This window comes from Paeniglutamicibacter sulfureus (assembly GCF_039535115.1).
GTDB classification, from domain to species: domain Bacteria; phylum Actinomycetota; class Actinomycetes; order Actinomycetales; family Micrococcaceae; genus Paeniglutamicibacter; species Paeniglutamicibacter sulfureus.
Genome location: NZ_BAAAWO010000001.1, coordinates 3,823,999 through 3,849,879, shown reverse-complemented (window position 1 = coordinate 3,849,879; position 25,881 = coordinate 3,823,999). Strand labels below are relative to the sequence as shown.

Below are 25,881 nucleotides of genomic sequence, written 5' to 3'. Positions count from 1 at the left end.
CAAGGGGTGCATTTTGTCGAGATTGGTTCCGGGACCCCGCTGCTGGTGATCCATGGCTTCTGCGTGGACCACCACCTGCTGGTTGGGCTCGACCCGGCGCTTGCCGGGCGTGGGGGCTGGCGGCGGGTCTACATCGATCTTCCGGGCATGGGCCTATCCGCCGCCGGGCCGGATATCCGCAGCACCGATGACGTCGCGGCGGCCGTGGCGTCGTTCGCCCGCAAGGCCTTTGGCATCCAGCGATTCGCGGTTCTCGGGAATTCCTTCGGTGGAATAATCGCGCGCCACCTCGTGGCGGAGTTCGGCGACCAGGTCCTTGGCCTTGCCCTGCTTTGCCCGGTGGCAGTGGCCGAACACAGACGCCGGCGGGTGCCGCCCCGGATGGTACTGCACACCGATGAGGACCTGTTGGCCTCCCTGGACCAGGAGGACGCGGCGGCCTACCAAGAAATGGCGGTACTCCAAACCCCGGAGAACTGGGCTCGTTTCCGCGATTCGGCCCTACCGGGGCTGCGGAGATTTGACCGCAAGGCGATCGGCAGGATCGCCGGAAAATACCCGCTGGCCATCGAGCCCGAGGACCGTGAATCGACTTTCAAGGGCCCCACCCTGGTCATCGCGGGACGGCAGGACCACGTGGTGGGATACCAGGACCAGGCCACGTTGGCGGCGCGCTATGAAAACTCCACGTTCTCGATCCTCGAGCGGGCAGGACACAACGCGCACCTGGACCAACCCGAGCTCACCGCCAGCTTGCTCGAAGCATGGATCGCCCGCATGGACGAATTGCTTCCCCTTCGCGACGGCGCCTCGACCTGAGCATTGCCGCGCGGTCAGTCATTCCTGGCCCGGGCTTCCCGCGCCGCGGCGAGGGACCCGAAGGCGGAGAAGTCCTTGTGCCCTTCCTCGCCCCAGACCACCAGGACGCGCAGCGTGCCGTCCCCGGTGTTGCGCAGATCGTGCTCCACCCCGGCCGGGGCCAGGATGCTGTCTCCCGCCTTCAGCTCGTGCTGCTCCTGGCCCACGCGCATGGACGCGGTGCCCTCGAGCACCAGGTAAAACTCCTCGAGGGTCATGTCGTCCCGGTGGTGGGCATGCATGCCCTCGTGTCCGCCGGGTTCGAGTTCCCAGGTCTGGATGGCGACGGGCATGCGCATCTCGTCGGCGAAATGGAACTGCATTCGGGTGCCCGAGCCCTCGTGCAGGGCGTAGTCAAAGGTGTACGCGCCTCGTGGTTCAAACATGAGCGCCCCCCTTCTTCGTCGGTTGTGCCGTGCTTCAACTAGGCCGGCGATGCACCCAGGCGCGTGCTGATTTGCCGGGCCGCATGCACGCAGGCGGCCCCGAGTTTGCCCAGTTGTTCCTTCGAGACGCGGTAATAAGGGGCGGCGACCAAGGCACAAGCCACGACCGTGCCGCGGTGGTCGAAGATGGGCGCGGCCACGCCGACCTCCTCGCCGGAGGTCTCCCCGTAGTTGGCCGCGTAGCCCCGGACCCGCACCTCTTCCAGGCGCTTGAGGTAGGCAGCGCGGGTGCTGGCGGTGTTCGCGGGCAGAACCACGGAACCGGATTCCAGGAGGTCCGCGGCGCGGTCCGGTTCCTCATGGGCCAGAAAGACCTGGACCGAGGCACTCAGCGCGGTGTTGTAGCGGCTGCCCATGGCCGAGGTGTGCTTGACCTGGTGGAGGCTGGGGATCTGCTCGACCGAGACGGATTCGATGCCGTCCCAGATGGTCAGCACCGCGGTTTCCCCGGTGTCCCGGGCCAGTTCCGCCAGGAAGGGGTAGGACACCCGGCGCACGTCGAGGTTTGCCAGCAGCGGACCGGCAACGGCGATCAGCCCCAGTCCCAGCGAGTACTTCCGGGTGGCCTCGTCGCGGGCCACGATGCGTTCCTGTTCGAGCGTGGCCAGGATCCGCGAGATGCTTGATTTGTGCAGGCCCACCTGCGCGGCGATTTCGGTGACGCCGAGCACCGGGTGCTCCACGGTGAAACAGCGCAGCACGTCGATGACGTTGACAATGACCGAGGCGCCGCGCGGTTCCGCGGTGGTGGTTTCGGCCGCTTGGGCAACCATGGGAATTCCTCCGGTGGGTGGGGTGCTGGTGGGTGCGTTCACAGTTGTACGCTACCGCGCCGGGGCCGGCGGGGCCTCGTCGACGCCGATGTCCTCATTCCAGAGGCCCGGGTGTTCGGCGACGAAGTCCTCCATCAGTGCTGTGGCCTTCGGGTCGTCGATGACCACGACCTCCACGCCGCGGGACCGCAGCAGCTCGAGTTCCCCGGGGAAGTTCTTCTCCTCGCCGACCACCACGCGCCGGATGCCGAAGAGGATGATCGATCCGGAGCACATGGCGCAGGGCGCCAGCGTGGAGTACAGGGTGGTCCCGGCGTAGGAGGCACGGCGTCCGGCATTGCGCAGTGCGTCGATTTCCCCGTGCGCCGTCGGATCCCCGTTTTGCACGCGGCGGTTGCGGCCCGCACCCAGCAGCACCCCGTTCTCCAGGATGCTCGAGCCAATGGGCACCCCTCCCTCTCCGGCACCCAGGCTGGCCTGTTCAAGGGCGATGGCGTATCCGGCGCGGTCGTGGTCATCCAGTGTCATGGCGTGGGGCTCGATTCTTCGTCGGGATGCGACGTTCGGGTGAAATGCGGGGGGGCGGGTGGAGTGCACGCATGCGCCCCACCCGCCCCCATCATGCCAGCTGGCCCTAGGCGCCGATGATGTTGTTGTCCGGACCGAAGCCGAACTTGGTGATGTTCTCCACGCCGCCGTCCTCGCCGATGACCAGGATGTCGTGCTCGCGGTAGCCGCCGGCACCCGGCTCGCCGTCCAGGATGGTGACCATCGGTTCCATGGAGACAACCATGCCCGGCTCAAGGACGGTGTCGATGTCCTCGCGCAGTTCCAGGCCGGCTTCGCGGCCGTAGTAGTGCGAGAGCACTCCGAAGGAGTGGCCGTAGCCGAAGGTGCGGTTCGGCAGCAGGTTGTGCGAAATGAAGATCTCGTTCAGCTCCGCGGCGATGTCCTTGCAGACCGCTCCGGGCTTGATCAGCTCCAGGCCGCGCTTGTGCACCTCGACGTTGGCATTCCATACCTGCAGCGAGCGCTCGTCCGGCTCGCCGAGGAACAGGGTGCGCTCCAAGGCGGTGTAGTAGCCGCTGGTCATCGGGAAGCAGTTCAGCGAGAGGATGTCCCCACGCTCCAGCTTGCGGGTAGTGGCCCAGTTGTGGGCGCCGTCGGTGTTGATGCCGGACTGGAACCATACCCAGGTGTCGCGCACTTCGCGGTGCGGGAAGGTCTTGGCGATCTCGTGCACCATCGCCTCGGTGCCGATCAGTGCAACCTCGTACTCGGTGATGCCCTCGCGGATCGCGGCCTTGATGGCTTCGCCGCCGATGTCGCCGATGCGTGCACCGTGCTTGATGACCTCTATTTCCTCGGCGGACTTGATCATGCGCTGGCGCATGGCATCCTGCGAGACATCGACCAGGGTGGCTCCGTCGAAGGTGGCCGCGATGGCCTGGCGGGTCATCAACGGAAGGGCGTCGTCTTCGACGCCGATGCGCGAGGCCTTGACGCCGTTGCGCTTCAGGGCTTCCTGCAGACCGAAGTAGAAGTTGTCGCGCTTCCAGTCTGTGTAGACGATGTTGTCGCCGTAGCTGGTGCGCCATGGCATGCCGGCATCGATGTTCGCGGTGATGGTGGTCGAGCTGTCGGCGGTGACAACCAGCGCGTAATTGCGGCCGAAGGTTGTGTACAGGAAATCAGAGTAGTACTTGATGCCGTGGTAGCTGGTCAGGATGACAGCGTCGAGCTCCTTGGCGGCCATGATCCGGCGCAGGCCGGCCAGGCGACGCTCGAACTCTGCGTCCGAGAAGGTCAGCTGCTGCTTGGTGCCGTTGTGCAGCGTCTTGAGGCGCTCGAGGTCTGAAACGTTGGTGGCGCTGTGAGCGGTGGTGGTCAAGGTATTGACTCCTTAGAAGTAATCAGGTGGCAATGCAGACCGGCCCAATCCAATGGATTGCGTGGATTCTTGGGAACCGCCGGAGAAAGGTTCGGGTTGTTGCATTCATTGCAACGCCGTTGCACTCAGGTTATGTGTGCTCTATCTCACTGTCAAGTGCTTTCCGGCTAACGTCGAAAGATTTCCAATTCGCGGGACTCGACCGGGCCTTTTTGCAGGTACCTTCAAGGGCGCTTTCCCGCGCAGCAATGGCGAAGGCCGTGGTCTCCGCCATTGCGGACACCACGACCTTCGCGCGATCACTTCTTCTCTGACAGTCCAGTTCCCTCGTCGACCTCGGAGGCGACCCTGCGGATCGCGCCCTCCTCCCTCGGATCGGGAACGAACACCCGTGTAGGGTCGGGGTCGTTGATGAACTTTTCCAGCTGCCTAATTGCCTTGTCACGCTTGAGCAGCCTTCGGATCAGGTTCACGATCATCAAAAGGATCACAAACGAGAACGGGAATGCCCCGATGATGGTACCGGTTTGAACGGTGTCAACCACCGCAGTTCCGCCCAACGTCAACAACACCGTGGTGACCGTACCCACGGACAGCACCAGCACCACCCGGAACACGGGTCCGGACTTGTGCGGTGCCGAGACAAACTCGCTCAGCGCGTAGATGCCAGAGTCCAGCGAGGTGACGTAGTAGGTGGCGACCAGGATCGTGGCAACCACCAGCAGGATGGTGCCGACCACTGGAACGGCGTCGAGCATCGCGAACAGGCCGGCAGAGGTATCGGCCGCCACTGCCGCACTGATGGCGCGGTCGGACTTGTCGTCGTAGTAGATGGCGGCCGAACCGATCACTGCCACCCAGACCATGACGATCAGGGTCGGGATGACGGTCACGCCCAGGACAAACTCACGGATGGTGCGCCCGCGGGAGATCCGGGCAATGAAGCCTGCAACGAAGGGTGAGAAGGCAATGACCCAGCACCAGATGAATACCGTCCACCAGCCATTCCAACTGTCCTGCCAGCTCGTGAGAGTGGTTGCCGCCAAACCGGAGTCCGTCCACAAGCTCATGTCCACGAAGTTCGCCATGAAACTGCCGAAAGTTTGGGACATATTGGAGATGATAAACAGCGTCGGGCCGAAGATCAGCACGGCTACCACCAGCACGATGCTGAGGATCGAGTTCACACTACTGATCCGGGCCATGCCCTTGTTGATGCCCACGATGGCCGAGACCGAGGTGATACCGGCGAAAATCAGGATGACCATGAACCACATCACCGGACTGGCTGCAATGCCAGTGAAGGAAGTGATGCCAGAGCTGAACTGCATGGCTGCGAACCCGAAGGACGTGGCGAGACCGAGCACAGTGGCTATGATGGCCAGCAGTTCAACAATGACGCCGGCCCCACGGCGCGACCATCGCGGAAGGATATCGACGGTTGCCTCTCGGAAGGTCAGTGTCTTGCCCAGGTTGTGGTGCGAGTAGGCCAGACAGACCGCCACCACGCAATACATGGCCCAGGCAGTCAGGCCCCAGTGGAAGTAGGTCCACACAATGGCGCCCTCGGCACCGCCGCTGGGCCCGGCCGGGATGACCGGGTTCTCGTCACGCAGCATGATGGGTTCGGCGACCGACCAGAAGATCAGCCCGATGCCTTGCCCACAGGCGAAAAGCATCGAGTACCACGCGAACTTGCTATGCTGCGGCTTTGCATTGGGTCCACCCAGTCGAACCTTGCCCACCTTGCTCACGGCGAGCCAGATGCACACCACCACGGTAAAGACCGAATACAGGATGAACAGCCAGGTGAACTTGCCGGTCACGAAGGTTCGCATTTCGGAGATCGCCGCCGCGGCGCCCACGGGGTTGGCCAGCACCCAGATGATCACCCCGACGATGAGCACTGGCGGAATGACTCGGATCAGCAACCTGTCAAGGGGCGGGATGTGCCGCCCCATGAAGCGGGGAAGCTCCACCAGCGTGGCGGACTTGGGATCGTTATCGCCTTCGGCACTCGCAGCCGGATGCGGGTTCGTCTTGTCCAGTGACATGTTATGACACCTCCAGGGCAATGTCCCCGAGCAACAGTTCGCCCTTGAGGGCGTCTGCAATCTGCGTGACAACCGCATCGAGCAAGAGTTGCCCACGCTCGGCACTCGCGCCCTTGGCGCTGGAAAGGCAGCCGCTGTCCGGGGTTCGCGCCGGGTCCTCGGGGAAGATGTCGTAGGGGGTAAGTTTGGCCGGCGGGTGGTCCACAACGCGGGACATATCCACCTTTTCCGGGTGAAGCAAGAGCATCAGGGAGGTTTCCAGCACCCCGCCGTGTTCGATGTCCCAGCCGAGGAAGCCATCAGGGAAGACCTTCTCCAAGGTGGTTTCGTCCACGAAGTCCCAGTAGGAAAGCAACAATGCCCGCGATCCGGTGCCATGTTTGCGGGCGCGGGCAACCGCGTTGTCCAGACCCTCGTAGATGAACTGGTAGTTCTCGAAGTGGCCATTAAGGACGACCACATGATTGAAACCTTGGGCCAGGAACGAGGAAACCACATCATCCACCATTCCGGTCAATGCTGCGGCACCGAGGCTGGTGGTACCTACCCGGTGGTTGCCACCGCCCGAACGCGGCTGGGATTTGTAGCCGTATGCGAATACCGGGGCAACCACTGCGCCGGTCTTTTCGGCGACCACCCCGGCAATTGCCTTCGACAGCATGGCGTCCACGCCCAACGGCATGTGAGGGCCATGTTGCTCCGTGGCACCGGTGGGGATGATTACGGTCGATCCTTCCCGGGCCACAACGGCGGCGTAGGTTTCTGCGTCAAGGTCTTCAAGAAATACTGAGGCCATCGTTGTCTCCTATATATTCACAGCGAACGAGGAATGTCGGGACTTCGGCGGAACGTCACGAGTCCCGCGAATGGAAACTTTTTGTTGCATCTATCACAACATGGTTGCATTGAATCCTTTCAGTGGTTCAGCTCACAGTCAAGCTTCGCTACTCAGGATGAGAGGCGTAAGTCTCGGGCATAAACATCGACGTAACGTCGACTGAGGTGCCGCCACTGTCGATTGACCACCGGAACAGCGATTTGCCTCGATCCAGGGTCACAGCAGTGGAGTTCCGGCCCTGATACATGGTGGGCGCGGGGAGCTGATCCCCGTCACCCCTGTCCGCGCCTGTACCCGCCGGGCATAAGTGTCTTGAGCCTGGTTATGAGGTGCATTCAACTGGCCAATGCGGCAACCCAGGCCTGATCGAGACCCACCTCGCGCGTGAGGAAAATGCTCGTCGACTGGCTAGGCCAGCGGCTTCTTACTGGTTTCAACCGAGAAGGACACGGCCACCAGAGAGATGATTGCCGCTCCCATGAGGTACCAACCGGGGGCCAGATCGGTGCCAGAGCTGGCAATCAGCACGGTTGCCACGAAAGGTGCGGTGCCCCCGAAGAGCGCATTGGACAGGTTGAAGCTCACCGCGAATCCGGAGTAACGGACGCGGGTGGGGAACATCTCGGCAAGGTAGCTGGGCAGCGTTCCGTCGTTGAGGCTAAGCATTGCGCCGAGCAAGATCTGCACAAGAACCACGATGAGGAAGTTGCCCGTTTCCAACAGCATGAACGCCGGCACCGTCAACAGCACAAAGAGGATCGACGCACTCATCAACACCTTCTTGCGCCCGAATCTGTCCGAGAGGATGCCCACCACGAAAATGAAGCCGATGTACGTGGTCAGCGCCACGGTGGTGGCTACATAGGATGCGGTTTCACTGAGCCCGATGTTTTGCGAAAGGTGTGTGGGCATGTAGCTGAGGATCAGGTAGAAACCCACGGCATTGAGCAGCACCGCACCGACGGCCTGTACGAGCTGACGCCAGTGGTTCTTGAACAGCGAGCTAACCGGGGCATTGTCCGCGTTGTCTTCCTTGGCCAGTTCCTTGAATACCGGTGAATCCTCGAGCCGGGTCCGGATATATCGACCAATCAGACCCATTGGTGCAGCCAGCAGGAATGGCAGACGCCAGCCCCAGGACTGCATTTGCTCGGGTTCTAGCAGGCCCGTGAGCAACGCCGCCAGCAGCGAGCCGAGCAGCAGGCCGGTGGCGGTGCTGGCCGGAACGACGGCGGCGTAGAGGCCGCGACGGTTGGCCGGAGCATATTCCACCAGGAATGCCGAAGCCCCCGCGTATTCGCCTGAGGCGGAGAACCCCTGTACGACGCGGATGATCAGCAACAGGATCGGGGCCCAGATGCCGATGGTGTCGTAGGAGGGGATCAATGCAATGCAGAAGGTTGCCGCGGACATGATCAGGATGGACCAGGAGAGTGCCTCACGTCTGCCGATCTTGTCGCCCAGGTGCCCCCAGACGAATCCGCCCAGCGGGCGAACCAGGAATGAGATCGCGAAGAGTGCGAACGTGAGCATCAAGCCTGTCGCAGGGTCCGACTCGGGAAAGAAGACCGCCGTAATGGTCACAGCCAAGTAGCCGTATACGGCGTAATCGAACCACTCCACGAAGTTGCCGATAAAGCTGGCAGCCACGACCTTGGTGCGCGTCTTCTTGTCGACTCCTGCGGGTCCCTGGCCGCGATCGATGTCCAGGTTATTGGCGTGTGCGCTCGTTGCAGAAACCGAGTGGGCGCCGTGGCCGTTCGCGGAGTTGGTGCGGTGCATCATGGGTAACCACCAGAAAGTTTTTGAAGTTGCATTGCATGCAACACTGTTGCGTTGACCCTATTTGTGTCCCGTGTCACTGTCAAGTGTTTTTTAGGTACCCCTCAAATCGGCTATCGACCGGGCGTGCGGCCAGGATCGGAAAACCCCGCGGTCCTGTTCCGCTGGACGCCACGGAGCCGTTGCCCATTGGCAGTCCGAGGTAATTGCTAGTTCACGGGCTGGCCTCCTCCTAGACGCATCAGTGGCCGGGGTGCGTGCCGGATCCCACGGGCAGATGCCAAGGGGGCTCAACCCCTCTTGAACGGCTGGGCCAAGCGTTCGGCGCAGGCCTCCGCATCGACGCCTTCCAAAAAACAGATCGAGAAGGCACTAGGACTGTTGGCGACATGGCACCTGTGCGAACCCCGTGGAATGGACAGTCGTGGCAACCGGAGCCTGCAGTCGACATTGTGGGCGCCCCACGGCCAATCTCTCCGCCGGGGGGCCCGCTGGTTCTCAAGAACTGCTACGAGCCGATTTTTTGCTTCACTGGCGCCGACCCGGACTGCGGCTCGGTAGACGCCCGTGCGAACGCGAACTCGGGCCAAAAAAATCGACCACTACATCCAGGAAATCCTTTCGGACCTGCTGGTCCACGACAGCATGCGATCCGGCGATTTGGTCGCCACCGTGGAGACTTGGCTGTCGAGCGGCTGCAATTCCACCGCCGCCGCTGCGCTGTTCACGGAACGTCAGACTCTCCACAAACGCCCGAACAAGATCATCGACCTGCTAAGCGGCGATCCGCGCGGAACCTCGCGCCTTGCGGCGCACCACTTGACGACCCGGCTGGCCCTCGCGAGCCTGGACACGCGCAATTGAGGCGTGGCACCCACGAGCATGGCGGAGTCAGCCTCTAGAGCACCGCGCGGATCGTCTGCTCGAAGCTGGTGATGTGCGCCAGCGCCATGGCCTCTGCCTTGTCGGCTTCGCCGGCAACAATGGCCTCGAGGAGGTCGACGTGTTCCTCGATGTGCCCGGCGACGGACGGGACCTTGTCCAGCACCAGGCACCAGATGCGCGTGGCCAGATTGTCCAGGCGGATCAGCGTCTCCTCGAGGTGGGGGTTTCCCGCTGCCCGGTAGATCAGCCGGTGGACGCTGAGGTCGTATTGCATCAGCCCGCGCTTGTCGACCCTTTTCTCCCCCAGCCGCTCGATGTCGCGGGCCAGGGCGCGCAGGGCACCGCGGTCGGATTCCGAGGCACCGAGCGCGGCCTTGCGGGCGGCCAGGGGTTCCAGCGAGCGGCGCATTTCGGAGACGTCAGCCAATTCCGTGATGTCAACGATCGTGGCAAAGGTGCCGCGGCGCGGATAGGAGACGACCAGGTGGTCAATCTCCAGCCGCTTGAGCGCCTCGCGCACGGGGGTTCGTCCCACACCCAGCTCAAGGGCCAGTTGGCCGTCGTTGATCGGTTCCCCGGGACGGATGTCGAGCATGATCAGGCGGTCCCGGAGATCGCGGTACGACTGCTCGGCCAGGGAAAGGGGCTCGCCCAGCACCTCCGGGCTTGCGGAGATAGTACTCATGCGGATGTCTCCTTCACTTCGCCGAGGTACGGAATCACTGTAGTTCGGTCGGCCGCACGACTTATTCGGGACGGCCATTGACACCATGTGATCCCCATCATAGCATTGCAACCAGTTCTGATATATCAATCATAAACAACTTGTACTTCAAGGAGTGAACACTGGATGACCGCCACTAACGCCACGCTTGTTGAGACATCGCTGACGCAAAGCATTGCCACCCTGGATCCGGAGATCGCGGAGCGGATCGACGCGGAGCTGGCGCGCCAGCAGCGTGGCCTGGAGATGATTGCCTCGGAGAACCACACGGCCCTGGCCGTGATGCAGGCGCAGGGCTCGGTGCTGACGAACAAGTACGCCGAGGGCTACCCGGGCAAGCGCTACTACGGCGGCTGCGAGGAGGTCGACGTGGTGGAGACCCTGGCCCTGGAGCGCGTCAAGGCGCTCTTCGGGGCTGAGTTCGCGAACGTGCAGCCGCACTCCGGCGCGCAGGCCAACGCCTCGGTGATGCACGCGCTGATCCGCCCGGGCGACACCATCATGGGGTTGAACCTGGCCCATGGCGGGCACCTGACCCACGGCATGAAGATCAACTTCTCCGGCCGCCTCTACAACATCGTCCCGTACGGCGTCGAGGAGGACACCTTGGTGGTGGACATAGACAAGGTCGAGGCCCTGGCCCTGGAGCATAAGCCGAAGATGATCGTCGCCGGCTGGTCCGCCTACCCGCGGCAGCTGGACTTCGAGCGGTTCCGGGAGATCGCGGACAAGGTCGGTGCGTACCTGTTCGTGGACATGGCGCACTTCGCCGGCCTGGTGGCCGCCGGGCTGCACCCTTCCCCGGTGCCGCACGCCCATGTGGTGTCCTCCACCACGCACAAGACCCTGGCCGGTCCGCGCGGCGGGATCATCCTGACCAACGATGCGGACATCGCCAAGAAGATCAATTCGGCGGTGTTCCCGGGCCAGCAGGGCGGGCCGCTGGAGCACGTGATCGCGGGCAAGGCGGTGGCGTTCAAGATCGCCGCGACGCAGGAGTTCCGCGAACGCCAGGAACGCACCCTGGCCGGTGCGAAGATCCTGGCCGAGCGCCTCACCGCACCGGATGTCGCGGCGGCGGGCATTTCCGTGCTCACCGGCGGCACCGACGTGCACCTGGTCCTGGTGGACCTGCGGAACTCCCAGCTGGACGGGCAGCAGGGCGAGGACCTGTTGGCGAAGGTGGAGATCACGGTGAACCGCAACGCGGTCCCGTTTGACCCGCGTCCGCCGATGGTGACCAGCGGTTTGCGCATCGGCACCCCGGCGCTGGCCACCCGCGGCTTCTCCGAGGCCGCCTTCGTGGAGGTCGCGGACATCATCGCCGAGACCCTCATCGCCGGCACCCAGGAGAACAACGAGGCAACGCTCGCGGACCTGTTGGACCGCGTGCACGCCCTGGCCAACGCCCACCCGCTGTACCCGAACCTCGCCCCGATTGGAGCATAAGACCATGGCCGATATCCTCCCCGAGCACCCAGAATTCCTCTGGCGCAATCCGGAACCCAAGTCCTCCTACGACGCCGTCATCGTCGGCGGCGGCGGGCACGGCCTGGCCACCGCCTACTACCTGGCCAAGAACCACGGCATGACAAACATCGCCGTCCTGGAACGCGGCTGGCTGGCCGGCGGCAACATGGCCCGCAACACCACCATCATTCGCTCCAACTACCTCTGGGACGAATCCGCCGGCATCTACGAGAAGTCCCTCAAGCTCTGGGAGCAGCTGCCCGAGGAACTCGAATACGACTTCCTCTTCTCCCAGCGCGGGGTCATGAACCTCGCCCACACCCTGGGCGACGTGCGCGAGTCCATGCGCCGGGTCGGGGCCAATCAGCTCAACGGCGTGGACGCCGAATGGATCACCCCCGAGCAGGTCAAGGAACTGTGCCCGATCATCAACATCGGGGACGACATCCGCTACCCGGTCATGGGCGCGACCTACCAGCCGCGTGCGGGCATCGCCAAGCACGACCACGTCGCCTGGGCCTTCGCCCGCAAGTGCGACGAAATGGGCGTGGACATCATCCAGAACTGCGAAGTCACCGGCTTCATCAAGGACGGCAACCGGGTCACCGGCGTCAAGACCTCCCGCGGCACCATCAACGCCGGCAAGGTCGCCCTCTGCGGCGCCGGGCACTCCTCGGTGTTGGCCGAACAGGCCGGCTTCGAACTGCCCATCCAGTCCCACCCGTTGCAGGCGCTGGTCTCCGAACTGCACGAACCGGTCCACCCGACGGTCGTCATGTCCAACCACGTGCACGTCTACGTCTCCCAGGCCCACAAGGGCGAACTGGTCATGGGCGCGGGCATCGACTCCTACAACGGCTACGGCCAGCGCGGCGCCTTCCACGTGATCGAGGAGCAGATGGCAGCCGCCGTCGAGCTCTTCCCGATCTTCGGACGGGCCCACGTGCTGCGCACCTGGGGCGGCATCGTGGACACCACCATGGACGCCTCCCCGATCGTCTCCAAGACCCCGATCGACCAGCTCTACGTGAACTGCGGCTGGGGCACCGGAGGATTCAAGGGCACCCCGGGCGCCGGCTATACCTTCGCCCACACCATCGCCAACGACGAGGCGCACGAGCTCAACGCGGGCTTCTCCATCGAGCGCTTCGAGACCGGCCACCTCATCGACGAACACGGCGCCGCAGCCGTGGCCCACTAGAAGGGACCCACACAAAATGATGCTCATCGAATGCCCCTGGTGCGGGCCCCGCAACGAGACCGAATACGGCTACGGCGGCGAGGCCCACGTGGCCTACCCCGAGGACCCCTCGGCCCTGAACGACAACGAATGGGCCAAGTACCTGTTCTACCGCCAGAACCCCAAGGGGCTCTTCGCCGAACGCTGGGTCCACTCCGCCGGCTGCCGCCGCTGGTTCAACGCGGTGCGCGACACCGTGACCTATGAATTCAAGGCCGTCTACAAGCCCGGCGAGCCGCAACCGATCAAGACCACCAACGCCCCGGCCACCAACACCGCAGCACAGGGAGGAACCAAGTGAGCACCACCTCTTCGCACCGACTCGGCGAGGAAGCAACGGCTTCGGCCCGCATCGACCGCACCCGCGAACTCTCCTTCACCGTTGACGGCAAGGCCTTCACCGGCTTTGCCGGGGACACCGTGGCATCGGCCATGCTCGGAGCCGGAATCCGCGCCTGCGGCGACTCGCTCTACCTCAAGCGCCCGCGCGGCATCGTCTCGGCCGGCGTCGAGGAATCCAATGCACTGGTCAAGGTCGCCGCCCGCTGGGCCGGGCACGTGAACGAATCCATGCTCCCGGCCACCACGGTGGAACTCACCGACGGCATGGACGTCACGCTGCTTCAGGGCCTGGGCCAGCTAGACCCGCGCACCGACGAGGCCATCTACGACCGCAAGCACGTGCACACCGACGTGCTCATCGTCGGCGCCGGCCCCGCCGGGCTGGCCGCGGCCCGCGAGGCCGCCAAGTCCGGCGCCCGCACCATCCTCATCGACGAACAGCCCGAGGCCGGCGGCTCGCTGCTCTCTGCATCCACCGAGACCATCGACGGCAAGCCCGCCGCCGCATGGATCGCCGAGACCCGCGCGGCCCTGGCCGATGCGCCCGAGTTCACCTACCTCTCTCGCAGCACCGCGTTCGGCAGCTACGACGCCAACTACTTCGTGGCCGTCCAGCGCCGCACCGACCACTTGGCCGGCGAGCTGGGCGCGGGGGTGTCCCGCGAGCGCATCTGGCACGTCCGGGCCAAGCAGGTCGTGCTGGCCACCGGCGCCCACGAACGCCCGCTGGTGTTCGAGAACAACGACCGCCCGGGGATCATGCTGGCCGCCGCGGCCCGCTCCTACCTCAACCGCTACGGCGTGCAGGTCGGCAACAACATCGTCGTGGCAACGACCAACGACTCGGCCTATGCGTTGGTCGAGGACCTGCTGGCCGCCGGCACCGCGGTCTCAGCGGTCATCGACGCCCGCACCGAGCCCTCGATCCGCGCCACCGAGGTCTCTGCCCGCGGCATCCGGGTCATCGTCGGCTCCGTGGTTGCCGACACCTCGGCAGGTCCCGACGGCTCGCTGTCCTCGGTCACCATCAGCGGCATCGATGCCGCCGACGCACTGGTCGGGGACACCGAGACCATCAACGCCGAGGTCCTGGCCGTCTCCGGCGGCTGGAACCCCGTGGTGCACCTGCACTCCCAGCGCGAACGCCGACTGGGCTGGAGCGAGGCGCTCTCCGCCTTCGTCCCCGCCCACCCGGTGGCCAACCAGCAGACCGCCGGTGCCATGAACGGGCGCCTCGAGCTGGCCTCCGCGCTGGCCGAGGGCGCCCGCGCCGGAGCCGACGCGGCAACCGCCGCGGGGTTCAGCACCTCCGCCTCGGTGCCCAGCGCACCGGTGGAGACCCCCGGCGAATCGCGCGCCCTGTGGCTGGTGCCTTCGCTGGCCGGCGAGGCCGCCGACTACAAGAACCACTTCGTGGACTTCCAGCGCGACCAGACCGTGGCGGATGTGCTGCGCTCCACGGGCGCCGGAATGCGCTCGGTGGAGCACGTGAAGCGCTACACCTCCATCTCCACGGCGAACGACCAGGGCAAGACGTCCGGGGTGAACGCCATCGGCGTGATCGCCGCCGCCCTGGGCACCAACGACGTGGCGGGCATCGGCACCACCGCCTTCCGCGCCCCCTACACCCCGGTGGCCTTTGCGGCGCTGGCCGGGCGCGAGCGCGGGGAGCTCTTCGACCCGGCCCGCCTGACTTCCATCCACCCGTGGCACGTGGCCCGCGGCGCACTCTTCGAGGACGTCGGGCAGTGGAAGCGCCCCTGGTACTACCCGCTGGAAGGCGAGGACATGGATACCGCGGTCTACCGCGAGTCCAAGGCCGTGCGCGACTCGGTGGGCTTCATGGACGCGTCCACGCTGGGCAAGATCGAGATCCGCGGCAAGGACGCCGGCGAGTTCCTGAACCGCATGTACACCAACGCCTTCAAGAAGCTCAAGCCGGGGCTGGCCCGCTACGGCCTGATGTGCAAGGCCGACGGCATGATCTTCGACGACGGGGTGACCCTGCGCCTGGACGAGGACCGTTTCTTCATGACCACCACCACCGGCGGCGCCGCCGGCGTGCTGGACTGGCTGGAGGAATGGCTGCAGACCGAATGGCCGGAACTTGACGTCAAGTGCACCTCGGTCACCGAACAGGTTTCGACCGTCGCGGTCGTGGGACCGAAGTCCCGCGCCGTGCTGGCCAAGCTCGCACCGGAACTGGATCTGGACAACGAGTCCTTCCCGTTCATGGCCTTCAAGGAGACAGTGCTGGCCTCGGGCATCGAGGCGCGCATCTGCCGCATCTCCTTCTCCGGCGAACTGGCCTACGAGATCAACGTGCCGTCCTGGTATGGGCTGAAGGTCTGGGAAGACGTGGCGGAGGCCGGGGAGGAATTCAACATCACCCCCTACGGCACCGAGACCATGCACGTGCTGCGCGCCGAGAAGGGCTTCATCATCGTCGGCCAGGACACCGACGGCACGGTGACCCCGCAGGACGCCTCGATGGAGTGGGTGGTCTCCAAGGTCAAGGACTTCGTGGGCAAGCGTTCCTTCGACCGCGTGGACAACCGTCGCGAGGACCGCAAGCAGCTGGTCACCGTGCTCCCGGCGGACAAGTCGTTCCGCCTGCCCGAGGGCACCCAGCTGGTGAACGCCGGAACCAGTATCACCCCGGAGGTGGCCCCGGTGAAGATGCAGGGCTTTGTCACCTCCAGCTACCACTCCCCGGCGCTGGGCCGCAGCTTTGCCATGGCATTGATTTCCAACGGCCGCAGCCGCATCGGCGAGGAACTGCAGGCGTACGTCGATGGCAAGCTGGTCGACGTCGTCGTGGGCGAAACCGTACTTTTTGATTCCGAAGGGAGCCGTCGAGATGGCTGAGCAGGTTTTGGTTGATGTATCCGTATTGCGCACCAGTCCGCTGGCGCACCTGGCCTCCGCGCTCGAGCAGGGCTCGGTGGCAGGGGAACGCGGCGTGACGCTGCGCGAGATCGCGTTCACCACCCAGATCGGGGTGCGCGCCGAGCCCGGGACCGAGGCACATGCGGCGCTTGCCTCGGCAACCGGCGTGGGCCTTCCCGCCGCGGTGGGCCAGGTAGCCGGCGGCGTGGAGGGCACCGCGGTGCTCTGGAGCGGCCCGGACGAGTTCCTCGTCGTGGCGCCGGAGGGCACAGAGCTTCTCGGTGACCTGAACGAGGCCCTTGGCCAGGCCCCGGGACAGGTCGTCGACCTCTCGGCGAACCGCACCGTCATCGAGCTGTCGGGCCCCAGCGCCCGGTTGGTCCTGGAGAAGGGGTGCCCGGCGGATCTGCACCCGCGCAGCTTCGGTGTCGGGACCGCGATCACCACGGCGCTGGGACCGGTTCCGGTGCTGCTCTGGAAGACCGCCGCGGACACCTTCCGGCTGCTGCCGCGGGCATCCTTTGCCGACTACACGGCGCGCTGGCTGCTCGATGCCATGACGGAATTCGCTTCCCCACCCGTCGACTAGGCGGTCAGCACGAGCCGTGGCCACGGCGGGCGGGCGATCCCCCTTTCGACCGGGGGGTCGCCCGCCCGCGTTCGTGGGCGCAACATCGCGGCGGCGAATCGGGATTGTGGCCAGAGGCACCTAAAATAGCCAGCGGAACACCAGCAGTAAAGAAAACCAGACCACCCTTCGCGCGGCCCCGGCGGCCGCGCATGCATCGGAGTGCCGAACGTGGATACACCAACTGAAGTCGAACACATCCTCACCGTCGCCTGCGCGGAGCGCCCCGGCATCGTCCATGCGGTGACCGGGTTCCTGCTTGCCCAGGGCCGCGACATCGTCGAGCTCAAGCATTTCGGGGACCGCCGTGCCGGGCAGTTCTTCATGCGCGTCGATTTTGCCGGGGCCGACGCCCCGGGCCTGACCGAGTCCATGCGCGCCGGCTTCGCCTCCCTGGCAGACGAATACGGAATCACCTGGACGCTTGCGCCCAAGGGCACCAAGAAGCGCGTGCTGATCATGGTCTCCAAGTTCGACCACTGTCTCAACGACCTGCTGCACCGCGCCCGCCTGGGCGAGCTGCCGATCGACGTCGTCGCAGTGGTCTCCAACCACACTGACCACCAGGGCCTGGCCGAATGGCACAAGGTGCCCTTCTTCCATGTGCCGGTCACCCCGGACACCAAGCCGGCCGCCGAGGCCAAGCTGCTCGAGCTCATTGACCAGTTCGACGTGGAACTCGTGGTGCTGGCGCGCTACATGCAGGTGCTCAGCGACGAGCTCAGCCGCAAGCTCACCGGCAAGACCATCAACATCCATCACTCCTTCCTGCCGTCCTTCAAGGGCGCCAAGCCGTACCACCAGGCCTGGGACCGTGGCGTGAAGACCGTGGGCGCCACCGCCCACTACGTCAACGCCGAGCTCGACGAGGGACCGATCATTTCCCAACAGGTCCAGGACGTCGACCACACCTACTCCCCCGCGGACCTGGTGGCCGCCGGGCGCGACACCGAATGCAAGGCGCTGTCCAACGCAGTGAAGTGGCACGCCGAGGGACGCGTGTTCCTCTACGGCAACCGCACCGTGGTGCTGCGCTAACAAACGCACGACCATGCGTTCCGACCTTCGGGCCGGCGGGATCCTTCGGGTTCCCGCCGGCCCGAAGCGTTTTGGGCATAAAACCAACTACTTCACCGGGTCGAGGGATGTCTTGCGGGCATGGCGGTGCCCGCGAAATGTTGTTCCCTTGCCTACCGGATCACTCCCGCGCCAGGACCTCGGCGGCCGCGCCATCGGTGGACGCATCCTCCAACCCGGATCCGCCCAGGGCCTGTTCCTGCCAGCTTTCTGCCCGCCAGCTGCCCGGAGTTCCCTCCACCACAACCACGCCGGTATTCGAAACAGCGTTAAGGGCGGTGAATCCCTTGGGGAGGTTCCCGCATCGGGCTCCGACCCACGCTCGGATCATGGCGCCGTGGGTTACGAGCACCGCGGTATCGATACCCGTGGACACCACTTCGGCGACAACGTCGTCGAAACGTCCCAGCACCGCCTGCCCGTCCTCCCCGGTCCCGGCGATTATGGCGTCAGTGGCCCCATCGGCCCACCCGAAGGCCACGGACAGGTATGCCTCAATGGAGGCCTCGTCGTTGGCCATCTCCAACGTCCCGGCCGGAATTTCCCGAAGCCCGGCACGGATACCTACCTCGAGTCCGAGCGCGGCAGCGAGCGGGGCCGCCGTCTGTTGGGTGCGAAGGAGCGTGGAGGCATAGATCGCCTCGATGGTGGTGGCAGTCAACGCCGCCGGCAGCGCCCGGGCCTGTTCACGACCGAGGTCAGTCAGGCTCGCCCCCGGCTCGCCGGTGTCGAGGTGGTGTCCGACGTTCGATGTGGTCTGGCCGTGCCGAATGAGGATTAGTCGCATGTCCACCATCTTCCCTGCGGCCACGACGGTCCGACGAATTGGTATCCAGGCTTCCTGACTCGGCGCCCATGCAGGCCATGGAGGATCGCGACACGAGCCCAGGCACGGAAACGATCTCCGGATGAGCTTGCCGTCGAGCCGTTGACATATACCCCCTAGGGGTATATGTTGGCGCCATGAACGAACACCAGCACAGCACGGCAGCCCCGCCGGACCCGGAAAACCGCCAGTTTGGCAATGGACCGCATTCGGCACATCCGGAACACGACCACGCAAGCATGGTCCACCCTGAACATGCCGGCGCCGGGCATGGCGACCACTCGGGCCACGGCGGGCACGGAGACCATGTGGCGGTCTTCAGGAAGCTCTTTTGGGTCATGCTGGCCATCTCGATACCGGTTCTGGCCTTCAACGCCATGTTCACCATGCTCATTGGCGTCACCTTGCCCCGGACCGCGTGGATCCCGTGGGTCTCCCCGGTCCTGGGCACGGTGATGTACCTCTGGGGCGGACGGCCGTTCCTCTCCGGGGCCAGGGACGAGCTGGCGGCCCGCAAACCTGGAATGATGCTGCTGATCTCCTTGGGCATCACGGTCGCCTTCCTGTCCTCTTGGGGTGCGAGCCTCGGCCTTCTGGACCACGGACTGGACTTCTGGTGGGAACTCGCCTTGCTGATCGTCATCATGCTGCTGGGCCACTGGATCGAGATGCGGTCCCTGGCCCAGACCACCTCGGCCCTGGATTCGCTGGCCGCGCTGTTGCCCGACACCGCCGAACGCATCGTCGGCGGTGAAGTCCAACAGGTAGCCCCCGGCTCCCTGGAACTGGGCGATGTCGTCATCGTGCGCCCCGGCGGACGCATCCCGGCCGACGGGGAAATCACCGACGGAACCGCCGAGATGGACGAGTCGATGATCACCGGCGAGTCCCGCACGGTGTCCCGCGGCCCCGGTCAACACGTGGTGGCCGGTACCGTCTCCACCGACACCGCCGTCCGCGTGAAGGTCACGGCGATCGGGGCCGACACGGCCTTGGCGGGCATCCAGCGTCTGGTCACCGAGGCACAGGCCTCCAGTTCGCGCGCCCAGCGCATCGCCGACACTGCCGCCGGCTGGCTGTTCTGGTTCGCTTTGGGCGCGGCCCTCATCACCGCCACCGTCTGGTCGCTGCTCGGGGACCCGGACGCCGCGGTCATCCGGACCGTCACGGTGCTGGTCATTGCCTGCCCCCACGCCCTGGGACTGGCGATCCCGCTCGTGGTTTCCATCGCCACCGAACGCGCCGCCAAGGGCGGGGTGCTCATCAAGGACCGGCTCGCCCTGGAGGGCATGCGCCAGGTAACCTCGGTGCTCTTCGACAAGACCGGCACCCTGACCGTCGGCGAACCCGTTCTCACCGAAATCGCCGCGGTTCCCGGCCACTCCGAGGACCAGGTCCTGGCCCTCGCTGCAGCCGCCGAATCCGACAGCGAGCACCCGCTGGCCCAGGCGATCATGCGGGCCGCGGGCGAACGCTCACTGTCTCTCTCCCCCGCCACCGGCTTCCGCTCCTCTCCGGCCGAGGGTGTCCAGGCTTCCGTCGACGGGGCCGAGATCGGGGTCGGCGGCCCGCACCTTTTGGCCACCCATGCCCTTGAACCGCTGCCGGCCAGCGAGAGCTGGAAGGCGCGCGGGGCAACCATCCTGCACGCGATCGCCGACGGGGCAGTCATCGGGGCACTGGCCCTGGCGGATGAGATCCGTCCCGAATCCCGCACCGCCGTTGAGGCACTTCACGCCCGGGGCATCAAAGTCGTCATGATCACCGGGGACGCCAAGGCAGTGGCTGAATCCGTGGGTCGGGAGCTGGGCATCGACAGGGTCTTTGCCGGGGTGCGCCCGGAGCACAAGGCCGCCAAGGTCGCCGGGCTGCAGGCGGAGGGGCAGAAGGTCGCCATGGTCGGGGACGGAGTCAACGACGCCCCCGCGCTGGCGCAAGCGGATGTCGGCATCGCCATCGGGGCCGGCACCGATGTGGCCATTGCCTCGGCCGGGGTCATCCTGGCCAGTGACGACCCGCGCTCGATGCTCTCCGTCCTGGACCTCTCCCACGCCAGCTACCGCAAGATGAAGCAGAACCTGTGGTGGGCGGCCGGCTACAACCTGGTATCAGTTCCCCTGGCCGCCGGAGCGCTGGCCGGCATCGGCTTCGTCCTGCCGATGTCCGTCGGTGCGGTGCTGATGTCGGTTTCCACCGTCGTGGTGGCGTTGAATGCGCAGCTGCTGCGCCGCCTGGATCTGCGCCCCGGCGCCGGGCTCGATCGAGACCGCAGGAAGTAGCCGGCACGGCCCCGGCGACCCGCGCAGTAGGCGCCCCTCCTCTTGACATTGACGTTGCGTCAAGATTTACCGTTGATTCCATGGAACGGTCGATACAACAGGTCGCCAGGCTCGCCGGCACCACCAGCCGCACGCTGCGCCACTACAACGACATCGGCCTGCTGCCGCCCAGCCGCATCGGACACAACGGCTACCGGTACTACGACGAGGCCGCACTGATCCGTCTGCAGCGCGTACTGCTGCTGCGCGAGCTGGGACTCGGCCTGCCGCAGATCCACCAGGTCATCGAGGCCGAGGCGGACGAGGCCGCGGCGCTGGAAACGCACCTGGGTCTGCTGCGCGCCGAACAAGACCGCCTCGCGCGACGGATCGCCGCGGTGCAGCACACCATCAATTCACTGCAAGGAAGAGGGAAGCTCATGGCAAAAAACATGTTCGACGGATTTGACCATACGGTGCACCGGGACGAGGTGGAACAGCGCTGGGGCAAGGAAGCCTATGCCCGCTCCGACGCCTGGTGGCGCGGGTTGGGCAAGGATGGGCAGGAGGACTGGAAGCTCCGGATGAAGGACCTGGGCAATGACTGGATCGCCGCGGCCCGGGATACCGGAACCACCCCGGACTCCCCGCAGGCCCAGGACCTGGCCCGGCGCCACGTCCAGTGGCTCACCGGCATCCCGGGAACCCCGGCGGCGGAGCCGGGCGGCGACACCAAGGGGTACGTCATGGGCCTGGCGGAGATGTATGTGGCCGACGAGCGCTTCGCCGCGAACTACGGCGGCTTCGAGGTCGCGTCCTTCGTGCGCGATGCCCTGATGATCCACGTCAAGACGATGCCGTAGCCGCAAAGAGTGTGCAGGCATCCCGCCTTCTACAGGTGCGTGGGCGCGAACATCTTCAGCAGCGTCTGCACCACCACCACGTTGGGGCCGTCGGCGGCAAAGGACTCCTCGAGCGCCTCGCGCACGTTTTCCGGGTCCACCAGACGGGCCGGGATCCCGAAGGATTCGGCCAACGCCACGAAGTCCGGGCGGGCCAGCTCGGTGGCGGTGGCCTTCCCGAAGGCCCCTTCCATGTATTCGCGCAGGATCCCGTAGCCTCCGTCGTCGACGATCAGCCAGGTCACGGGAGCCTGGTGCTGCTTGGCGGTGGCCAGTTCGGCAATGGAGTACATGGCCGAGCCGTCGCCGGAGACCGCCAGCACGCGCGCCTGCGCCGGGGTCTTGCCCGCGACCTGCAGCCCCAGCGCCCCGCCGATGGCCGAGGGGAAGCCGAAGCCCAAGCCGCCTGCACCCTGGGCGGAATGGAACTCCCCGGCCTTGGAGTCCCAACAGCTCCATCCCCAGTAGGCGGAAATGGTCATGTCCCAGAACGTTTGCATGTCATCGGGCACCGCGGCCCGGATGTCGGCCATGAAGGTGCGTTCCTTGGACAGGTCCTGGGCGTCTAGCCGCGCGAAGACCTTGGCCAGGGTGTCGGCAACGACCGTTTCGGGGCCCTTCCCGTGCCAGTTGGCCTCGGTCCCGCCCTCGAGCATGCCCAATGCCTCGCCGAGGTACTCGAGCGCCGCCTTGGCGTCGGCCCGGATGCCCAGTGCTGGGCGGTTGGATTCGAGCACGCGCGGCTCGGCATCGATCTGGATCAGGTGCCCGCGCGGCTCCAGGGTGAAGTAGTTGCTGGTGACCTCGCCCAGGGCGGAGCCCACCACGATCAGCACGTCGGCGTCCTCCAGGACCTCGGTGACGTGCCGGTCCTCGACCCAGGACTGCAGGGACAGCGGATGGTTCCAGGGGAAGGCGCCGTTGCCGCCGGGCGAGCACACGACCGGGGCGCCCAGGGACTGGGCCACGGCAAGCAGCGCGTCCTTGGCCCCGGCGCGGCGGACCCCGCCGCCGGCCACGATCACCGGGCGACTGGCCTTGGCCAGCCAGCGGACCGCTTCGTCGATGAGTTCGACGCGCGGCGGGTGCTCGTAAGCCTCGGCCAGCGCGTCGATGACCGGCGGTACCAAAACCGGGGCCAGCAAGACGTCCTGCGGGACCTCAACCCAGACCGGGCCCTGCGGCACGGTGATCGCATCGGCCCAGGCGTCCTGGATGGCCGAGGGGATGCCCGAGGCGTGGTGGACGGTGCGCTGGGACTTGGTGACGTTCGCCGCGGAGGCCTTCTGGTCATCGAGCTGGTGCAGCATGCCCTTGCGGCGCGCGCCGAGCCCGTCCAGCGGAATCTGGCTGGCCACCACCACCATGGGCACAGAAGTGGCATAGGCCTCCTGCAGGCCGGCCAGGGATGTCAGCGCGCCGGGCCCGGTGGACAGGAAGAGCACCCCGACCTCGCCGGTGGCCCGGGCATAGCCGTCGGCGGCAAAGGCGGAGTTGTTTTCCACGCGGGAGGAGACGAAATGCAGCTTCGAGCGCGAGAGCGCATCGAAAAGGCCCAGTGCATGCTGGCCGGGGATGCCGAAGACCGTGTGGGCGCCGAGCGCCTCGAGGGTCTCGATGACTAGGTCCCCGCCATTGCGCGTGCCCACCTCGGTGATGTCGTCCGGGCTCATGCCTGGGCCGCTTTTTTGTCGTTGGCGCGCTTGTCCGCGATCAGCGAGACCAGGTCGTAGGCCACGTGCGACGCGGCGACGCCCGTCATCTCGGCATGGTCGTAGGCGGGGGCGACCTCGACGATGTCGGCTCCGACGATGTTCATGCCGCGCAGCCCCCGGATGATCTCCAGCAGCTCGCGGCTGGTGATGCCGCCGGCCTCGGGCGTTCCGGTTCCCGGGGCATGCGCCGGATCCAGCACGTCGATGTCCACGGAGATGTAGAGCGGGCGGTCGCCGATCCGGTCGCGCAGCTTGTGCACGATCTCGTTCACGCCCTGGTAGTAGACATCCGAGCTGGTGACGATGCCGAAGCCGAAGCGCTTGTCGTCCTCAAGGTCCTTCTTGCCGTAGAGCGGGCCACGGGTGCCCACGTGGGAGATCGCCTCGGTGTCGAGAATGCCCTCCTCCACCGCGCGGCGGAAGGGGGTGCCGTGGGTGTACTCGGCACCGAAGTAGGTGTCCCAGGTGTCAAGGTGCGCATCGAAGTGCAGCATTGCCACCGGCGCGCCCGCGCGTTCGGCGGCGGCGCGCAAGAGAGGCAGCGCGATGGTGTGGTCCCCGCCGAGGGTCACCAGGGTGGAGCCGTCGGCAGTGAGGTCCAAGGCGTTTTGCTGGATGGTCTCGATGGCCTCGTTGATGTTGAACGGGTTTACCGCCATGTCCCCGGCGTCGGCCACCTGGGTCAGCGCGAAGGGCGAGACATCCAGGGCCGGGTTGTAGGGACGCAGCAGGCGGGAGGACTCGCGGATGTGCGTGGACCCGAAACGTGAACCTGGCCGATAGGAAACTCCTGCGTCGAACGGAACACCCACGACCTTGATGTCGGCGGCCGGCACCTGGTCGATGCGCGGGAGCCGGGCATAGGTGCCCAGTCCGGCAAAACGCGGAATCCTTGAGGCGTCGATGGGCCCGATGTTTCCGTTTTCTTCAATGCGGAGTTCTTCCACGTTCTTCTCCCTCAGGGTTTCCGGCACCGAGCGCCGAACATGCCTTGTTGCTCAATATGAAACAACCGTTGCCCTGTATGCTATTTGTGGTGTGGGCAACAGTCAAGGCACCCGCCTCGGCCCGGGGATCAGATGGGCGAGCATGGCTCGCGGTGCCGCCACGTTCCCCGCATGGGCCCTGCCCCGTCAACACCCAGCACGGCCCTGACATGGCTCCGTCCACCCTGGGTGAATCGTTCAATATGGACACACCCGGCAGCCGCTTGTTACTTCCGGTGCGTACTCAGCACCGAATCGGCAACTTCCAGCACAGCGCAATGGGGTGTGGATCAGTTCATCGAACTTGGCCGGATTAGGCGGGGGGACGCGGCTTGGCCCGCTCGCGCATCAAGAACACATACAGAAGTGCCAGGATGGTCGAAACGATCAGCACCACAGCGAGCATGAAAGCTCGGGGCGCCTCGGTGGAGTTCACCATGGCGCCGGAGACTCCGTCGATCTCGGCGAGCGCCGAGCGTGATCAAGGTCGACGGCGGGGGCTTTTCATCGGGCATGCCTAGAAGCACTTTCAGTGATGGAAAGCCGTGCTTTTCCATCACTGAAAGCCACCGGTCAAACGTCCTGCCTGGGACGCTCCCGCTTCGCAAACGACGAGAACAAGGCGCGGTCCGCCGCATACATGCAAATGGATATGCCCACAGACAACGCCAGTGCCTTGACGATCACTTCCTGCGGATTCGCGGGCAGCAACACCAGCTGGACGGGACCCACGAGGAAAATCAACAACACCATCCACAAAAGATAGGAAAGCGACATCGGTGGCTCCAGGGCCTCGGAATGGAATTGCCGACGCAAGATCGTGGCGACGCTGATAAAAATGATGATCATGGCCAGGGCAATCGCGCCGGGAATGACAAACGTTCTGGAGGTCCGGAGCAGTGTCAATGTGACCCCCGCAGTTCCGCCCAGGATCATCGCCAGCCACCACGGTGCCCAGAGCCGCTTGGGTCGCCAAGGAACCAAGGATGTGTCTTCGGGCAGGGTACTCACAAACAAAGTCCTTAAAGCAGGCGGGTGCAACGCAGGAAACGACTTCCCTGATGTATGCCGCTACAAAATGGTTGCTTTTCGGCGGCTGAATGTCAAAGCGGCGTACTGTCGCGCACGTCACCAAACTAGTTGTCACCAGCTATGTCCAGGCTCGTTGGGCAAGAGTAGCGTTCCTTCTCGTGAAGAAAACCTCTGCGTCAGCCGGACTGGTTTCGCCCGTGCGAACCAAGACCCGTCCAAAACGCTTTTCAAGGTGGCTCCGTGACACCGAAATAGGTCAGGACCA

23 protein-coding genes are annotated in these 25,881 nt (G+C 65.3%); 10 read left to right on the top strand and 13 right to left on the bottom strand.

Features of this window, described 5'->3' with window-relative positions:
- The first annotated feature begins 6 nt into the window (after window positions 1-6).
- On the top strand, window positions 7-819 hold the full coding sequence (locus tag ABD687_RS17435; protein WP_310289391.1) for an alpha/beta fold hydrolase: 813 nt from the start codon (window positions 7-9) through the stop codon (window positions 817-819).
- 14 nt (window positions 820-833) lie between these two features.
- On the opposite strand, the gene ABD687_RS17430 is transcribed toward ABD687_RS17435, so the two are convergent.
- From ABD687_RS17430 to ABD687_RS17400, 7 genes are all read right to left on the bottom strand, one after another.
- Window positions 834-1,244, bottom strand: a complete 411-nt coding sequence (locus tag ABD687_RS17430; protein WP_310289392.1) for a cupin domain-containing protein — start codon at window positions 1,242-1,244, stop codon at window positions 834-836.
- A 38-nt stretch (window positions 1,245-1,282) separates the two neighbouring features.
- Window positions 1,283-2,077, bottom strand: a complete 795-nt coding sequence (locus tag ABD687_RS17425; RefSeq protein WP_310289394.1) for an IclR family transcriptional regulator — start codon at window positions 2,075-2,077, stop codon at window positions 1,283-1,285.
- 51 nt (window positions 2,078-2,128) lie between these two features.
- The gene (locus tag ABD687_RS17420; RefSeq protein ID WP_310289396.1) at window positions 2,129-2,605 is read right to left on the bottom strand and encodes a nucleoside deaminase; all 477 of its coding nucleotides are present in this window, start codon (window positions 2,603-2,605) and stop codon (window positions 2,129-2,131) included.
- A 106-nt stretch (window positions 2,606-2,711) separates the two neighbouring features.
- Window positions 2,712-3,968, bottom strand: coding sequence for a M24 family metallopeptidase (locus ABD687_RS17415; protein WP_302263383.1), 1,257 nt, complete (start codon window positions 3,966-3,968; stop codon window positions 2,712-2,714).
- Window positions 3,969-4,267: 299 nt separating this feature from the next.
- Window positions 4,268-6,022: a BCCT family transporter gene (locus ABD687_RS17410; RefSeq protein WP_372342853.1), complete on the bottom strand. Its 1,755-nt coding sequence runs from the start codon at window positions 6,020-6,022 to the stop codon at window positions 4,268-4,270.
- Window position 6,023: 1 nt separating this feature from the next.
- Window positions 6,024-6,818 (bottom strand): creatininase, encoded by a 795-nt coding sequence (locus ABD687_RS17405; RefSeq protein WP_264268472.1) that lies wholly within the window; start codon window positions 6,816-6,818, stop codon window positions 6,024-6,026.
- 450 nt (window positions 6,819-7,268) lie between these two features.
- On the bottom strand, window positions 7,269-8,645 hold the full coding sequence (locus ABD687_RS17400) for an MFS transporter (protein WP_310289399.1): 1,377 nt from the start codon (window positions 8,643-8,645) through the stop codon (window positions 7,269-7,271).
- A 564-nt stretch (window positions 8,646-9,209) separates the two neighbouring features.
- Here ABD687_RS17400 and ABD687_RS17395 point away from each other — a divergent pair.
- The gene (locus ABD687_RS17395) at window positions 9,210-9,506 is read left to right on the top strand and encodes a helix-turn-helix domain-containing protein (protein ID WP_310289401.1); all 297 of its coding nucleotides are present in this window, start codon (window positions 9,210-9,212) and stop codon (window positions 9,504-9,506) included.
- 34 nt (window positions 9,507-9,540) lie between these two features.
- On the opposite strand, the gene ABD687_RS17390 is transcribed toward ABD687_RS17395, so the two are convergent.
- Complete coding sequence (locus ABD687_RS17390; protein ID WP_310289403.1) at window positions 9,541-10,212, bottom strand: GntR family transcriptional regulator; 672 nt, start codon at window positions 10,210-10,212, stop codon at window positions 9,541-9,543.
- Between the two features lie 165 nt (window positions 10,213-10,377).
- On the opposite strand from ABD687_RS17390, the gene glyA reads away from it, so the two are divergent.
- From glyA to purU, 6 genes are all read left to right on the top strand, one after another.
- Window positions 10,378-11,700 (top strand): serine hydroxymethyltransferase, encoded by a 1,323-nt coding sequence (glyA, locus tag ABD687_RS17385; RefSeq protein WP_310289405.1) that lies wholly within the window; start codon window positions 10,378-10,380, stop codon window positions 11,698-11,700.
- 4 nt (window positions 11,701-11,704) lie between these two features.
- Window positions 11,705-12,922 carry a sarcosine oxidase subunit beta family protein gene (locus tag ABD687_RS17380; RefSeq protein WP_149619475.1) on the top strand — a complete coding sequence of 406 codons (1,218 nt, stop codon included), beginning with the start codon at window positions 11,705-11,707 and terminating at the stop codon, window positions 12,920-12,922.
- 16 nt (window positions 12,923-12,938) lie between these two features.
- Window positions 12,939-13,262, top strand: a complete 324-nt coding sequence (locus tag ABD687_RS17375; RefSeq protein WP_264268478.1) for a sarcosine oxidase subunit delta — start codon at window positions 12,939-12,941, stop codon at window positions 13,260-13,262.
- On the top strand, window positions 13,259-16,171 hold the full coding sequence (locus tag ABD687_RS17370; protein ID WP_310289408.1) for a sarcosine oxidase subunit alpha family protein: 2,913 nt from the start codon (window positions 13,259-13,261) through the stop codon (window positions 16,169-16,171). Before ABD687_RS17375 ends, ABD687_RS17370 begins: the two co-directional genes overlap by 4 nt.
- Window positions 16,164-16,781, top strand: coding sequence for a sarcosine oxidase subunit gamma (locus ABD687_RS17365; RefSeq protein WP_310289410.1), 618 nt, complete (start codon window positions 16,164-16,166; stop codon window positions 16,779-16,781). Before ABD687_RS17370 ends, ABD687_RS17365 begins: the two co-directional genes overlap by 8 nt.
- A 210-nt stretch (window positions 16,782-16,991) precedes the next feature.
- A complete protein-coding gene (gene purU / locus ABD687_RS17360; RefSeq protein ID WP_310289413.1) occupies window positions 16,992-17,858 on the top strand; it encodes a formyltetrahydrofolate deformylase in 867 nt (288 codons plus the stop codon).
- A 160-nt stretch (window positions 17,859-18,018) separates the two neighbouring features.
- Here purU and ABD687_RS17355 read toward each other — a convergent pair whose 3' ends face one another.
- Window positions 18,019-18,684, bottom strand: coding sequence for a histidine phosphatase family protein (locus ABD687_RS17355; RefSeq protein ID WP_302262894.1), 666 nt, complete (start codon window positions 18,682-18,684; stop codon window positions 18,019-18,021).
- A gap of 176 nt (window positions 18,685-18,860) precedes the next feature.
- Here ABD687_RS17355 and ABD687_RS17350 point away from each other — a divergent pair, with 176 nt between their 5' ends.
- Together ABD687_RS17350 and ABD687_RS17345 are read left to right on the top strand one after the other, a co-directional pair.
- Window positions 18,861-21,002: a heavy metal translocating P-type ATPase gene (locus ABD687_RS17350; RefSeq protein ID WP_377700342.1), complete on the top strand. Its 2,142-nt coding sequence runs from the start codon at window positions 18,861-18,863 to the stop codon at window positions 21,000-21,002.
- 80 nt (window positions 21,003-21,082) lie between these two features.
- Window positions 21,083-21,844 carry a MerR family transcriptional regulator gene (locus tag ABD687_RS17345; protein WP_310289415.1) on the top strand — a complete coding sequence of 254 codons (762 nt, stop codon included), beginning with the start codon at window positions 21,083-21,085 and terminating at the stop codon, window positions 21,842-21,844.
- 29 nt (window positions 21,845-21,873) lie between these two features.
- Here ABD687_RS17345 and ABD687_RS17340 read toward each other — a convergent pair whose 3' ends face one another.
- From ABD687_RS17340 to ABD687_RS17325, 4 genes are all read right to left on the bottom strand, one after another.
- Window positions 21,874-23,556, bottom strand: a complete 1,683-nt coding sequence (locus ABD687_RS17340; protein ID WP_310289417.1) for a thiamine pyrophosphate-binding protein — start codon at window positions 23,554-23,556, stop codon at window positions 21,874-21,876.
- Window positions 23,553-24,545: an agmatinase gene (gene speB, locus ABD687_RS17335; protein ID WP_310289419.1), complete on the bottom strand. Its 993-nt coding sequence runs from the start codon at window positions 24,543-24,545 to the stop codon at window positions 23,553-23,555. Before speB ends, ABD687_RS17340 begins: the two co-directional genes overlap by 4 nt.
- A 352-nt stretch (window positions 24,546-24,897) precedes the next feature.
- Window positions 24,898-25,023 carry a hypothetical protein gene (locus tag ABD687_RS17330; RefSeq protein WP_302262897.1) on the bottom strand — a complete coding sequence of 42 codons (126 nt, stop codon included), beginning with the start codon at window positions 25,021-25,023 and terminating at the stop codon, window positions 24,898-24,900.
- A 134-nt stretch (window positions 25,024-25,157) separates the two neighbouring features.
- Window positions 25,158-25,595, bottom strand: a complete 438-nt coding sequence (locus ABD687_RS17325; protein WP_302262898.1) for a hypothetical protein — start codon at window positions 25,593-25,595, stop codon at window positions 25,158-25,160.
- Window positions 25,596-25,881: the final 286 nt, after the last annotated feature.

What these genes read in the sequence shown, in the direction of transcription:
- ABD687_RS17330 (WP_302262897.1), bottom strand. Translation starts at nt 25,023, where the DNA reads ATGGTGAACTCCACCGAGGCGCCCCGAGCTTTCATGCTCGCTGTGGTG.
- ABD687_RS17380 (WP_149619475.1), top strand. Translation starts at nt 11,705, where the DNA reads ATGGCCGATATCCTCCCCGAGCACCCAGAATTCCTCTGGCGCAATCCG.
- ABD687_RS17375 (WP_264268478.1), top strand. Translation starts at nt 12,939, where the DNA reads ATGATGCTCATCGAATGCCCCTGGTGCGGGCCCCGCAACGAGACCGAA.
- ABD687_RS17420 (WP_310289396.1), bottom strand. Translation starts at nt 2,605, where the DNA reads ATGACACTGGATGACCACGACCGCGCCGGATACGCCATCGCCCTTGAA.
- ABD687_RS17400 (WP_310289399.1), bottom strand. Translation starts at nt 8,645, where the DNA reads ATGATGCACCGCACCAACTCCGCGAACGGCCACGGCGCCCACTCGGTT.
- glyA (WP_310289405.1), top strand. Translation starts at nt 10,378, where the DNA reads ATGACCGCCACTAACGCCACGCTTGTTGAGACATCGCTGACGCAAAGC.
- ABD687_RS17345 (WP_310289415.1), top strand. Translation starts at nt 21,083, where the DNA reads ATGGAACGGTCGATACAACAGGTCGCCAGGCTCGCCGGCACCACCAGC.
- ABD687_RS17425 (WP_310289394.1), bottom strand. Translation starts at nt 2,077, where the DNA reads ATGGTTGCCCAAGCGGCCGAAACCACCACCGCGGAACCGCGCGGCGCC.
- ABD687_RS17340 (WP_310289417.1), bottom strand. Translation starts at nt 23,556, where the DNA reads ATGAGCCCGGACGACATCACCGAGGTGGGCACGCGCAATGGCGGGGAC.
- ABD687_RS17350 (WP_377700342.1), top strand. Translation starts at nt 18,861, where the DNA reads ATGAACGAACACCAGCACAGCACGGCAGCCCCGCCGGACCCGGAAAAC.
- ABD687_RS17365 (WP_310289410.1), top strand. Translation starts at nt 16,164, where the DNA reads ATGGCTGAGCAGGTTTTGGTTGATGTATCCGTATTGCGCACCAGTCCG.
- ABD687_RS17405 (WP_264268472.1), bottom strand. Translation starts at nt 6,818, where the DNA reads ATGGCCTCAGTATTTCTTGAAGACCTTGACGCAGAAACCTACGCCGCC.
- ABD687_RS17390 (WP_310289403.1), bottom strand. Translation starts at nt 10,212, where the DNA reads ATGAGTACTATCTCCGCAAGCCCGGAGGTGCTGGGCGAGCCCCTTTCC.
- ABD687_RS17430 (WP_310289392.1), bottom strand. Translation starts at nt 1,244, where the DNA reads ATGTTTGAACCACGAGGCGCGTACACCTTTGACTACGCCCTGCACGAG.
- ABD687_RS17355 (WP_302262894.1), bottom strand. Translation starts at nt 18,684, where the DNA reads ATGCGACTAATCCTCATTCGGCACGGCCAGACCACATCGAACGTCGGA.
- ABD687_RS17410 (WP_372342853.1), bottom strand. Translation starts at nt 6,022, where the DNA reads ATGTCACTGGACAAGACGAACCCGCATCCGGCTGCGAGTGCCGAAGGC.